The 12,654-nt window shown below is 72.3% G+C and carries 8 protein-coding genes; 1 reads left to right on the forward strand and 7 read right to left on the reverse strand.

The window, feature by feature from the left end:
• Positions 1 to 27 precede the first annotated feature (27 nt).
• Both ACOJVX_RS13920 and ACOJVX_RS13925 read right to left on the reverse strand, forming a co-directional pair.
• Positions 28 to 1,089 carry a radical SAM protein gene (locus tag ACOJVX_RS13920; protein ID WP_162147288.1) on the reverse strand — a complete coding sequence of 354 codons (1,062 nt, stop codon included), beginning with the start codon at positions 1,087 to 1,089 and terminating at the stop codon, positions 28 to 30.
• 524 nt (positions 1,090 to 1,613) lie between these two features.
• Complete coding sequence (locus tag ACOJVX_RS13925; protein WP_026418138.1) at positions 1,614 to 2,561, reverse strand: nucleoside-diphosphate kinase; 948 nt, start codon at positions 2,559 to 2,561, stop codon at positions 1,614 to 1,616.
• 140 nt (positions 2,562 to 2,701) lie between these two features.
• Between ACOJVX_RS13925 and ACOJVX_RS13930 the strand changes: the two genes are divergently transcribed.
• Positions 2,702 to 3,976: a type III PLP-dependent enzyme gene (locus ACOJVX_RS13930; protein WP_418153053.1), complete on the forward strand. Its 1,275-nt coding sequence runs from the start codon at positions 2,702 to 2,704 to the stop codon at positions 3,974 to 3,976.
• A 116-nt stretch (positions 3,977 to 4,092) separates the two neighbouring features.
• On the opposite strand, the gene ACOJVX_RS13935 is transcribed toward ACOJVX_RS13930, so the two are convergent.
• From ACOJVX_RS13935 to ACOJVX_RS13955, 5 genes are all read right to left on the reverse strand, one after another.
• Positions 4,093 to 5,919: a condensation domain-containing protein gene (locus ACOJVX_RS13935; RefSeq protein WP_418153051.1), complete on the reverse strand. Its 1,827-nt coding sequence runs from the start codon at positions 5,917 to 5,919 to the stop codon at positions 4,093 to 4,095.
• Between the two features lie 357 nt (positions 5,920 to 6,276).
• Positions 6,277 to 8,061, reverse strand: a complete 1,785-nt coding sequence (locus ACOJVX_RS13940; RefSeq protein WP_418153049.1) for an ABC transporter ATP-binding protein — start codon at positions 8,059 to 8,061, stop codon at positions 6,277 to 6,279.
• Positions 8,058 to 9,950 carry an ATP-binding cassette domain-containing protein gene (locus tag ACOJVX_RS13945; protein ID WP_103056665.1) on the reverse strand — a complete coding sequence of 631 codons (1,893 nt, stop codon included), beginning with the start codon at positions 9,948 to 9,950 and terminating at the stop codon, positions 8,058 to 8,060. The genes ACOJVX_RS13940 and ACOJVX_RS13945 overlap by 4 nt, the downstream gene beginning before the upstream one ends.
• A gap of 200 nt (positions 9,951 to 10,150) precedes the next feature.
• Positions 10,151 to 11,941 (reverse strand): IucA/IucC family protein, encoded by a 1,791-nt coding sequence (locus ACOJVX_RS13950; RefSeq protein WP_422646817.1) that lies wholly within the window; start codon positions 11,939 to 11,941, stop codon positions 10,151 to 10,153.
• Positions 11,938 to 12,513 carry a GNAT family N-acetyltransferase gene (locus tag ACOJVX_RS13955; protein ID WP_211237479.1) on the reverse strand — a complete coding sequence of 192 codons (576 nt, stop codon included), beginning with the start codon at positions 12,511 to 12,513 and terminating at the stop codon, positions 11,938 to 11,940. The genes ACOJVX_RS13950 and ACOJVX_RS13955 overlap by 4 nt, the downstream gene beginning before the upstream one ends.
• Positions 12,514 to 12,654 lie beyond the last annotated feature (141 nt).

Below are 12,654 nucleotides of genomic sequence, written 5' to 3' on the forward strand. Positions count from 1 at the left end.
TGCTCGTGCCAAAGCAGACGCGGTCCATCAATCGCCTGCCTCGGCCTCACTCGCCCGTTGGGCTTCGAGCTGGTCCCTGGTGAGGATCTCGCGGAAGTGGACGATCTGTTTCTGGGGGCCCACGACCTTGTCGAACCGCAGTTCACCGAGCTGGGGTCGGTAGTGCCGGCGGTCGGGGAAGTCCACGTCGAACCGCGGACCGTCCCGGTAGTCGGTGAGCTGGCGGATCGTCGCCAGCTTCTCCTCGTAGCTCATGCCCCAGAGCACCGGGGGGTTCTTCTGGCTGATGCAGATCGTGGCGAGCCCCTGGGGGCTGATGCGCAGTTTCTTGCAGCCGCCGCACGGGTAGTCCCAGGTGAACATCGCCAGCACCGCGACGCGAACACCGGAGTCGCCGATCTCGTAGTAGTTGTAGCTGGGGTTGTCACCCTCGATGGATGATCTGGGGATCGGCTTCAGTTCACCGATGTCCCTGAGCGTCGCGAGGATCTGCTCCTCGTCGACGAACTCGTTCCGCCAGAAGTCCTCACCCTCGTCGGACAGCTGCGCCGGGTTGCTGGGGAAGAACTGGTTCAGCTTGATGGCCAGTTTTCCCTCGTGACCCTGATTGTTCAGGTCGTGCGCGAAATCGACGAACTTCGGCAGTTCCTTGAGGGTGGAACGCATCGTGACACAACTGATCTTGGTGAGGGTGGGCAACTTCCGGACGGACTCCTCGATGCTCTTGACCGTGTCGTTGAAGAACTGCGCCCGGGTGAGGAACGCGTTCTGCTGTTCCTCCAGCGTGTCGAGGCTGACGATCACCCGGGTGAGCCCCGCGTCGACGGCCTCGTCGATGAACCGGTGCAGCCGGTAGCCGTTGGTCGTCACGATCTGCTGGGTGAACCCGATCTCCTTGGCGGAGCGGAGGATATCGACGAAGTCACGCCGGACGGTGGGCTCACCGCCCGTGTAATGCACCCGCCGGATTCCGACCTCGTGGGCGGCCCGCTGCACTTCGATGAGCTCCTGCAGATTCGCCTGGGTGATGACTCCCTGCGGCCCAGCGGGGAGGCAGTACTTGCAGCGAATATTGCACCGAGACGTCAAGCCGATTCTCAGGTTCCAGCTCCGCCGTCCCGGCGCTGAACGCCCATCCATCACCTTCATGCGGAATCCCCTAGAGTGTGGGTGTTGGGTCCAGTGCCGCGGAACGATCAAGCACGTGCGATCAACGCTAACACCGAGTAGCTACCCGAACAACCCATGTCAGTGGTTTTACCTATTCGACTTCCACCAATGGGCGCACTTCGGGTGGACAGGCACCGGGACCAGTACGTTTCGCCTTGTGGAACGGTGGCGCGTGCTTACCGGCGCCACCTGGCGCAACCCACTCCGGAAACTCCTACCAAAACCCTGATTTCGGGCGATATCGAACCGCGTTCCGTTCCGCGAAGCGGGGGAATTCACTCTGGTCGTAATGGCGGAACGGGCGCGCGGCCACCACCACGACGGCGGGCCCGGGCGGGCCGCCGTGCCACCAGGTCAGGAGGGAACGGCCGGGGGTCGGCGGTCGGTCGCGATCCGATGCCGCGACCGACCTGGCACCGTCGCCGTTGGTCCGTCCTCGGGTGTCACCGCCTGACCCATTCGGAGGACCCGTCGGAAGGGATGTGGGGAGCGACGCCGGGGAGGTTCATCCGCAACACCATCGAGGCCACCATGATCAGATCCCACCTCGGGACCGGGACCGGGAGATCGTTCAGGGCACCCACCAGCTCGGGCCAGGTCAGGTCCGGGTCGGCGCCGGTCTCCAGGGCCTTGACGAGTTGGGCCGACCGCGTCAGGTCGTCCTCCGCGCTGTCCCGCAGCGCACCGAGCACGGCCTCCCTGGCCGCGTCCGGGTCGAGGGTGACGGCGGGGTGGGCGGCGTGGAGCCCGTCGGCCAGGGCCCGCACCACCTCCGTGGCATCGCCGTCCCAGGACGCGGCGACGCTGGTGAGGAGCTCCCGTCGGGCGTCCACGTCGAGGACGATCCCGAGCTCGCGGATCATGTCGATCGGCTCGTCGGGCGAGTGGATCAGGCTCAACATCGGGAGCGGGCTGGACGCGACGCGGCGCAGACCGTTGGGCTGCTTCTTGCCCCGGTAGCCGTTGCCCTTCAGGTTGCGCAGCCGCACGGTCGCCGGGGGGTTCGAGGAGGAACCGCCGTTGCGGAACACGACGAGCAGGCAGGGGGTGGCGCTCATCAACGCGTCGATCACCCGGAACCTGTCCAGGGTGGCCGCGTTGCCCTGGAAACGCCAGATCTCCCGGGTCATGTGCCTGGTGAAGTCGAGGGTTCTCGCCGCGACCGGGCGGAACCCGTGTTCGGCGAGGAAGTCGAGGCACGTCGCGATCCGGCGGCCGACCACCGCATCTGGTTTGAAGAGCACGGTCACGGCGCCGTTGAGGAGGTCCGGAACCCGGTCGACGAGCTCGGACAGCTCGTCCCAGGTCTCACGGAAGTAGATCTCGTCCGCATAGGCCGCCACCTTCGCGGGCAGTGTGGTCAGTGCCGACCAATCCGTGGGTGACGACATCGGATTCCGCGTCCCTTCCCGCCCCGGGGCTCCCGGAAGCGAGTCTCGACATGATCACGCATTCTGCCATGCTGGGACCCGCCAACGGCCTCGTCGGCGGGGCCTCCGCCCGCCGGTTCCCGGCAGGAGGGCTCGGATCCATGCGCGCACGTTCCGCCGCACCTGACCAGGCCGGCCCGGCCGAACTCGACTCCCTCGTCCGGAGGTACGGCAGTCCGCTCTACGTGTACCGACTCGACTCCGCACGCCGCGCTCATGCTGATCTGCGCTCAGCTCTCCCGGAGCCCTCGGTCCTCTACTACTCGGTGAAGGCGAATCCCCATCCGCTCCTGGTCTCCGCCCTGGCCGCCGCCGGCTGCCGCGCCGAGACCAGTTCCCGTGGCGAGCTGGACACCGCCTTGGACCGCGGGTTCTCCCCTGCCGACTGCCTGTACACCGGCCCGGGCAAGACCGACGACGAGATCCACCACGCGCTGTCGGCCGGGGTACGTCGCTTCTCCGCGGAGTCGGCCGCCGAGCTGCACCGCCTCGGAAGCGCCGCGCGGGCCCTCGGCACCGAGGCGTTCGTCCTGTTGCGCGTCAACGGAACCGCCGCCGGTACGACGGGCCTGCGGATGACCGGAGCGGCATCGCAGTTCGGCGTGGACGAGGCGCGGGTCCGGGCCGCCCCCGGGGAGTTCCTCGCCGTGCCGGGTGCCCGCCTCGTCGGGGTCCACCTCTACCCCCTGAGCAACGCCAGGGACGAGGCCAGCCTGATCGCGGCGTTCCGGTCCAGCATCGCCCTCGCCGCGCGGCTGCGCGATGACCTCGGGTTCCCGATGGGAGTGGTGGATCTCGGTGGCGGGTTCGCCGCACCGTACGGCGGGCCGGGCGCGCGTCCGACCTACCCGGCCCTCCGCCAGGCGCTGGAGGAGGACCTCGACGCGCGGTTCCCGGGGTGGCGCGCCGGCCGGGTCGAGGTCGCCTTCGAGTCGGGCCGTTACCTGGTCGGTGACAGCGGTCTGCTGGCCGTCACGGTGCGGGACGTCAAGACCAGCAGGGGCCAGGTGTTCGTGGTGGTGGACGCTGGGATCAACCACCTCGGGGGCATGTCGGGGCTCGGTCGGTTGGCCCGGGCGGGCATCACCCCCGAACCCGCCGGCGCGCCCACCACCACCGCCTCGCTGGTCGGGCCGTTGTGCACCCCGGCCGACGTCCTCGGGCGCGGAGTGGCCGTTCCCGAGGTGGGCGTGGGTGGCCTGCTGTCCATCCCCAACGTCGGGGCCTACGGGCTCTCGGCGAGCCTCCTGGCGTTCCTCAGCCGGCCGGTTCCCGCCGAGGTCGTCGTCGACGGGGGCGCGGTGGTCGCCGCGACCCGGGCGAGGCTGATCCACGAGTCGCTGCCCGTCGCGGACGGGGAGGCGGGGGAGGCGTGACCTCCGCCGCGGTGCCGCTCGGCGGGCTACCGCGGCCGATCCGCCGGTGCGGTACCTCGCCGGTGGCGGCACGGCGCGCGGCGGGCAGGGGATGGTGCCCCAGCGTCGGCCGGGGCTCATTTCCGCCGCAAGGCAATGGCGAGGGACTCCAACGACCGGTGCGAGCAGAGGTCCTGCCAGGACAAGCCGTCCCAACCTCGTGCTCCGAGCCCGCGCAGGATCGACGGGAGGTGGCGGGCAGCGCCGCCCGCCGCCAGGTAGCTCAGGCGCGGATCGACCGCCGGCAGTCCGCACAGGCGACCGACGATCTCGACCAGGTCACGCAGGGCGGGTGCCCTCTCCGGGCCGTCCTCCCTCGGCGCCGCTCGGCCCCGGCTGAGGGTGATCTCGTCGGGCACGGCGAACCCGGGCACGTCCAGCATGGCCAGGGCGGCCGTGCGCACCGCGTCGACGGAGTGGGCGGTGGACGTCGTGAGGTGGGCGTGGAGGCGCGTACCTCGGTCCCCCGCCACGAGGCGGACGTCCACGGACTCGACTCCCACCAGCGAGGCCAGCACGGCACGCACCACGTCCGGGGCGGTCCAGCGACCACCGTCCAGCCGGGTCCAGCGGGGCGAGGCGGTCCGCCGCCGGTCCGGTCCGCCGCTCGCCGCCGTCGCGGACGGGACGGCGGCGCGGTGCAGGAGCGCGGCGCAGCGGGCGAGCACGGCGCGGAGGGCGGCGACGTCGGCGTACCGTTCGTGGGCGTAGACGCCGATGCGCAGCTGCCCGGGCTCGCGCCACACGTAGAGCAGGAAGTCGTCTCCCGGGGTGCGGTCCCCCTCGTACTCGTCGAACCCGGTGCCGCGTCGGAGCTCGTCGGCGGGATCGGTGAGGTCCTGGGGTGCGACGGCCCGGCGACCACGGCTGTCCACGAAGTTGAACCAGAACGGTGTCTCCACCCGGACACCCCGGGTCCGCGAGACGTGGTGGGCCTCCTCGTCGATCATGCGGTCGCCGAACGCCCGCGCGCGCAGGGACACGAGGAGCCTCCGGTACAGCTCCGAGGACGCCGCGAGCAGGTCACCGTCCGGTGCGAGCCCGGAGGCGGGCAGCAGCGTCGTCACGGGTTCGTAGCAGACGGAGGATGACCCGGTGAGCGGTCCCGCGCGGTCACCGAACACCTGCCAGGCGAGCGCCGACTCGTCGACCAGGTCGTGGGCGAGGGCGCGGGAGACGGCCGCCAGGAGGACGGCGGAGTGGGGGACGCCCCACTCCTGGGACAGCCAGGAGAGGCAGCCGTCGACGGCGGGCGAGGTCAGGGTGACGCCGACGCGGCGGGCCGCTCGCGGGTCGCTGGCGCCTCGGAGGTTGGCGGCCACGGGGAAGGGCGTGCTGGGCAGGTCGCGCAGTACCCGCCGCACGTGTTCGCGTGCCCTGGCGTCGAGCCGCCGACCCCGGGGGCTGTCCTCCTCCGCCCACCACTGACGTGGCCCCCTCGCCTCGGGTAGCCCCGCCGAGGGCGCCCGCCCGCTGGCCAGGTTGTCGAGGACGACGGGGATCTCGTGGTCGAGGACGGCGCACCCCTGGAACCCGGCCACGAAATGGTGCACCACGGCGACGAGCACGTGGTCGCCGGAGGACCGGCGGCCGAGGAACCACCGGACCGGCCACTCCTCGTGGAGGTCGAAGGGCTGGTGGGCCAGCTGGTCGAGTCCGGACTGGAAGCCCTGGGGGGCGCTCTCGTCGAGCACGAGGTCGGGCCGTGCGCGCACGACGTCCTCGTCCACCGGGTCGACCACCTGCCGCACCCCCCGCTCGGTGTCGCCGACGAGGCGCGTTCGCAGTGCCTCGTGCCGGGACAGGACGAACCGGACGGTCGTCTCGACGAGCTCGTCGGTCAGCGCGGTCGGGACGGCCCACCACCGGGACCGGGCGAGGTGGACGGGTTCCAGGCCTTCCATGTTCGTCCACGCCGAGGCCTGGCCGGACGTGAGGGGGAACGCGTCGCGCGGGTCGGCCCTTCGTGGCCCCGTCGCTGGCACGGGCCCACCGGGAACGGGTGTCGCACTCTCCACGGATGCCCCCGTGCTGTCCGTCGTGTCGGTCACCGCGACCCGAGCCCATTGGTAGCGGCGCCCGTCCCGGCGTGTCAAGCGGTACGGCGGCGGGTCGCCCTCCATCGCGGGCGCACCGCGGCCGGCGCCCCCGGCGCCCCCGAAGCGGCTGTCCGATCCGCCGCCCGCCCGCGACCGGTTCCGCTGGTGCGCGGCGCCCGGTGCCGAGGCGGGGGCCGGGGCGGGGCACGGGGCGGGGCACGCCTACTCGTGGGTCACTCCGTACGCGCCCAGCTGGGCGCGGTAGAGCGTGGCGTAGACGCCGTCCCGAGCCATCAGATCCCGGTGTCGTCCCTGCTCGACGACGCGGCCGCCGGCCAGGACGAGGATGTGGTCGGCCATGCGCGTCGTGGAGAACCGGTGGGTGATGAGGATGGTGGTGCCGGCCCCGCCGGCAACGCCGACGTGCCGCGCCATCCGCTCGTACAGCTGGTGCTCGATCCGCGGGTCCAGGGCGGCCGTCGGTTCGTCGAGGAAGGTGAGCGCGGCGTCCGGGCGCATCATCGCGCGGGCGAGGGCGAGCTGCTGCCACTGCCCACCGGACAGTTCGAGGCCGTCGTACACGGCGCCGAGCTGGGTGTCGAGCCCGCGCGGCAGGGCCAGGACCAGCTCGCCCGCCCCCGCCCCGTCGACGGCCCGCTCGACGGCCTCCCGGTCGTCGAGGTGCTCGACGCGGCCGACCCCGATCGCCCGACCCGCGGGGAGGGCGAACTCGGCGCCGTCCTGGAAGGCCGCCGTGACGCGGTCCCGCCAGCGCGCCGGCGCGGTCTCGTCCAGGTCGACGCCGCCGACGGAGATGGCCCCGGTGGTGGGCCGGTACATGCCGGTGAGGAGTTTGACGAGGGTCGTCTTGCCGGCGCCGTTGTCCCCGACGACGGCGACGGTGCTCCCCTGCGGGATGTCCACCGTCACCCCGGAGAGCACCGGCTCCTCGGTGCCCGGATAGGTGAAGCCGACGTCCCGCAGCCGGATTCCCCCCGACGGGGACGACGGGAGCTCGACGGTCCCGGTGGCTTCGTGCTCGGCGGAGTACCGGCGCAGCCACAGGTACTGCTCGCCGCAGTGCAGCGCCTCGGCGAAACCGTCGAACTGGTCCGCGGCCTGGGCGAGCTGCGCCCGGAGCTGGCCAGCGAGGGTGATGAAGAGGATGAGGTCCCCGAGGGTGGCGTGGCCGCCCACGACCAGCCAGGCGACGAGGCCCAACGCGGCGAGGTACCCCAGGGTGTGGATCGCCCAGCCACCGAGTTTCCACCCGAGACCCCGCGACCTGGCCCGGTACGCGGTGTCCAACGCCGCGTCCCACGCTCGGTCGGCACTCGCGGCGACGACGTCGACGGCTCCCGCGAGCCGGAGTTCCCGCGCGCTGTGGTGGCTGGTCGCCATGCCGTGCAGCCGGGCGTCGTGCCTGCGCAGTTCCGCCGTGGCGGTCGCGGCCGCCCGGACCGGGCGCTGCGCGCGGTGGACCGCCCAGACGGGCGGCACGGCGAACAGCACCAGGAGGACCAGCGCCGGGTGGACGCCGAACAGCAACCAGCAGGACAGCCCCACCTGGACGGCCACCGTGGCGAAGGTGACGAGTTGCCAGGGAGCGAACGCCAGTGACCTGGTCCCCCGGAGCAGCAGCGAGAGCCGATCGAGGTAGTCGGTGCGTTCGAGGTGTTCGATCGTCGGCACCGCCGTCACGGTCCGCAGGACCTCGGCGCTGACGAGAGCGTCGACGCGCTCGACGACGTCGGCCTGGAGGTTCGCCTTGGTGCGCAGCACCCCGCTGATGACCAGGTTTCCCAGGCCGCCGAGCAGCGCCGCGGCGAGCACCCCGGCGAGCACCCCGTTCGTGGCCGAGTCGGCCAGGTGCCGTTGGGCGACCGAGACCAGCGCGAAGCTGGCGGCCTCCAACGGCGCGAGGAGGGCGATGAGGAGCACGACGCGGCGGTGCGCCCGCCAGTGGAGCGTGACGAGATGCCGCCAGACGGCCCACCGCGTCGTCATGTGCCGACCCCCTCCGCGTCGTTGCCGGCGGTCGATGGGGGGTTCTCGGCGAACCGTGCGGTCTGGAGGCGGTGGAAGTCGTGGTACTCGCCGCCGAGCGCCAGCAGTTCGTCGTGGCTGCCCTCCTCGGCGACCCGCCCGTCCCGCAACAGCACGATGCGGTCGGCGTGCCGCACCGTGGACATCCGGTGCGAGACGATCAGCACGCTGACCCCCCGCGCGAGGTCCCTGACCTGGCGGTGGAAGTCGATCTCGGTGCGCACGTCGAGGTGGGCGGTCGGTTCGTCGAGCATGAGCAGGTCCCGGCCGTGGTGGACGGCGAACATCGCCCTGGCGAGGGCGACCTTCTGCCACTGGCCGCCGGACAGGTCCCGGCCGTCCGTGAGGTCCCGGGACATCGGGGTGTCCAGGCCGAGGGGCAGCGCACGCGCGATGGCGTCCACGCCGGTCGCGGCGGCCACCCGCGTGATCCCGGCCCGGTCGTCGCGGTGCTCGGGCGCGCCGAGGGCGATGTTGTCGGCGAGGGTCAGCGGGTAGCGGTTGGCGCTCTGGAACACGACGGCGATCCGCCGGCGCCAGTGGGTGGGGTCCAGAGCGGGGAGGGGGGTGCCCCCCACGGACACCACTCCCGCATCCGGCTCGATCAGCCCGCCGAGCATCGTGATCAGGGTGGTCTTGCCGGCGCCGTTGCGCCCGACGACGGCGAGGACCTCACCGGGGCGGATGTCGAGGTCGAGGCCGTCGAAGACCTTCTCCTCGCCTCCGGGGTAGGTGAACGTCAGGTCGCGGACCTGGATCCGGGGCGGGCTCGGGACCGCCGTGTCGGGAGTCGGCGCCGGGTGTTCCTGGTCGGTGGGGAACCGGGCGCGCAGCGAGTCGAGGGCTCCCACCGCCGCCCGGCCGTACTCGATGTCGAACGCCTCGATCCCCATCGCCCCCATCTGCAGGACCGCGAACGCGGCGACGACGCAGGAGAACAGGGCGCTGTGCGGGAGGTCCGTGCCCAGCACCGTGAGCCCGGGTACCAGCAGGGCCGCGGCGCCGGCTCCGAAGCCGAGCAGGTAGATCCAGTGCTGGCGGGAGAGGATCGACAGCCGCAGGGCGCGCAGGGGTTCGGACCAGCGGCGCTCCTCGTCGACTCGGACCGAGGTGAGCCAGCGGGAGAGCCCGAACAGCCGGATCTCCTTGGCCGCGGCGCCCTGCGAGCCGAGGCGGTCCCAGTAGCGGACGCGATCCAGGTGGGGTTGCCTCTCGGTGTCGGCGTGGGCCAGCCGCAACCACTGGCGTCGGATGGTCGCGCGCATCAGCAGCGACGCGAGCAGCAGGCCCGCGGCGAGGGGTGGTGAGACCTGGGCGACGACGGCCGCGCTGGCGAGGGCGGCGACCAGCCGGAAGGTGAGGGTGAGCTGGCCCGTGGCCGCCCGGCCGGGGCTGCGCCGCGCCCCGTGCCCGATGTCCGACGCCCGGGACACCAGGGCGGCGACGTCCGTCCTCGCCAGGTGCTCCACTCCGAGCGGACGGGTGGCCAGCCGCCGCACCTCGCCCCGGATCCGGCCGTCGATCCGGCCCGCGACCAGGAACTCGACGTCACCCCGGACGGACAGCGCGGCCTGTTCCACCAGCAGCAACGCGGCGATGGCGGTGAGTGGCAGCGCCAGGGTGGACGGTGGGGCGCCGAGGGCGCTGACGTCACTGATCCGGGAGACCAGCCAGCCGCCGCACAGCGCGATCGCGGCGGGCGCGAGGGCGGCGGCCGTGTGCGACGACAACAGGACCGCCAGCGGTCCACGATCGCCGTGGAGGAGCGCGAGGAGGCGGAACCGTTCGACCGCCAACATCCGCCAGCGCGCCGTCGCGGTCCGGGCACCCTTCACCACGGTGGACGTCACCGATCCCGGTCCTGGTCGGGTTCGCCGGGTCCACGAACCCCTCGTGGAACCAGGCCGCCGACGGTGCCCCGTTCGGACCTGCCTCCCCGGTTCGCCCCGGTCGTCGCTCGGTCCCCGGGCCGGGAGCCCGGGGCGCCGCGACTGCCTCGTGGCGCGTGGTCGGCGGTGGCCCGGGTGCCCGGGGCGGGAACGGCGCGCACTCAGCACCCGGCCGGGCGGTACGGCGCGATGGGGTTGCGGAGTGTCCCGACCAGTCGCAACGCCGCGGTCGGATCCGCGAGGTCGACCATCTGGCGGGTGTCGCGGAGTTGGAGGCGGTTCAGGCAGGACAACGCGAACTCGTCGGCGAACAGGTCGTAGCGGCGGACGCGGTCGGCGAGGTGCGGGACGGCCCGCACGTAGTCCGCCGCGCACTCGCCGACGGTGCGCCAGAACGCGTCCTCGTCGAGCACGCCACGGGTGTGCAGGACCGCGCTGAGGAAACGGAGGAACCCGTCGAACACGTCCGACAGGATGGAGAGCAGTCTCATGTGTTCCGGCACGTCCGCGTACACGCGGGCGACCTCGTCGGGAAGGGGCGCGTCGGGGTCCATCACGACGACCTCCTCGGCGATGTCCTTGTGGATGACCCGTTCCACGACTCCGCCGGACAGCACGAGGATCACGTTCTCGCCGTGCGGCATGAATGCCAGCCCGTGGGCGTAGAAGCAGTGCAGCAGCGGGACCAGGTAGGCGTCCAGGTACCGGCGCAACCACTCGGCCGGGGGCAGGCCGGACTCCTCGATGAGCGCGGCGGCGAGGGCGTGGCCGTCACGGTCGACGTGCAGCAGCGCGGCCATGGAGCTCAGCCGCCTGCCCGGTTCGAGCGTGGGTACCGGGCTCTCCCGCCACAACGCGGCGAGCATCTTCCGGTACGGGGAGGTGCGTTCGGTCGCGGCGTCGAGGTGGCGGTGGTGGTAGCCGACGGAGGCCAGCTCCCGGAGGATCGACACCCTGGTCGACACCAGCAGTTCGTCGCCGGCGATGAGGTCGGCGACCCAGTCGTTGATCGCCGGGGTGGCGGCCATGTAGGCGGCCGACAGCCCGCGCACGAACCCCATGTTGACCACGGACAGGGCGGTCTTGACGTAGTGCCGTCGCGGGTTCGTCACGTTGAACCAGGTGCGCACCGACTGTTGGGGCTGGTACTCGTCCGGCCCCTCCCCCAGGCACACCAGCCTGCGGGCGCCGAGCTCGGCGGCGAAGGTCACCGACACGCGGTGCCACCACTGCCACGGGTGCACGGGCAGCAGCAGGTAGTCGTCGGGGTCGAGGCCCAGCCCGCCCAGCACCGCGGCGAACGACGCGCGGGTCCGGTCGTCGAGTTCGGCCGACACCAGCGCGTCGTAGTCGAGGTGCCCGGAACAGCGGAAGGTGCAGTGATCGCGATGGGCGGCCAGCCACACGAGCCGTGTCGGTCGGGCGCTCTCCGGGGTGTAGCGGTGCTGGCCGTCGACGCCGAAGCCGATCCGGCCGCTGTTGGCGACGAAGGCGGGGTGGCCCTCGGGGAGGTTCGCCTCGATGGTCTGGAAAGCGGCGCGGCTCAGTTCCGCAGCGCCGGGGGCAGGGGTGGCGAGCCGGAACGCGGCGGCGGCGAGGGTCGCGCTGATCTCCTCCAGGTAGGTGGGGAGCGGTTCGCCGTCGAGGTCGAGGGCGCTCCGGAAGTCGAGGAAGAAGCCGAGCGCGTCCAGGGGGGTTTCGGCTCCACCCTGGTGGCGGACCACGCTCGCCGCGTCCACCACCCAGTGGTCGAGGGCCAGCACGGACGCGGTGAACCGGTACTCCACCGAGGGGTCGTCGCCGCGCACCAGGTAGGTCGAGCCGTCCCCGGTTGGCCGTGGGCGCAGCAGCCGTTCGTGCGCGAACTCGGCGAGGGCCTTGGCCAGCAGCGCGCGACTCGCCAGGTCCCACGACGTGGGGGTCAGGTGGGCGACCGACTCGTCCGGGGTCACGGCACCTCCGTCATCCGGGTGCCGTCCCGGAAGCCGTCCCGGGTGCACGTGCTCAACAGGGCGACCTTCTCGGGTTTGACGACCGGGCCTCGCGCGGTGAAACCGACGGCCGCGTTGAGGGCTTGCACCGCCGTGTTGCGGACGTCCGGTTCGACCACCACCCGCCGGGTCGCCGGGTCGTCGAAGAGCCAGCACATCACCGTGCTGATCACGGCGTGGCTGAAACCGCGCACCGGGCGGTCGGTGGGGGCGCACAGGAAGTGCATGCCGACGTCACCGTCCTGGGCGGGGTACAGGCCGCGCAGTTCCACCCTGGTCGGGTCGTACCGTTCCGCCAGGAACGCCGGTTCCCCCCGCCACAGCCCGAGGAACGCGTCGTGGTGCGGGTGGGCGGTGATGCGCCGGTACTCGGCCGCGACGGCCGCGACGTCCCAGTCGCCCATCAACCAGAACCGCGCCTTGGGGTGGGTGACCCAGCGGTGGAGCAACGGGGCGTCGGCGTCGGGGTCGAGGTCGCGGAGCGCGAACTCGCCCAACTCCGGGTGCACCCGGCGGTAGCGGATCTCGATCACGGTCCGGCCCCGAGGTGGACGGGGTACGCGGGGAGCGTGGTCGTCCTCCCGTGCGGGCGTGGCACCGGCGGGTGGGCGGCCCGCCCGTGGCGGGGTGGGGCGGGGCGAGCGGACGTCAGGGGCCCCGGGTCACCGGCGGCC

Origin of the sequence: Actinoalloteichus caeruleus (assembly GCF_049311605.1) — a bacterium.
Classification (GTDB): Bacteria; Actinomycetota; Actinomycetes; order Mycobacteriales; family Pseudonocardiaceae; genus Actinoalloteichus_B; species Actinoalloteichus_B caeruleus.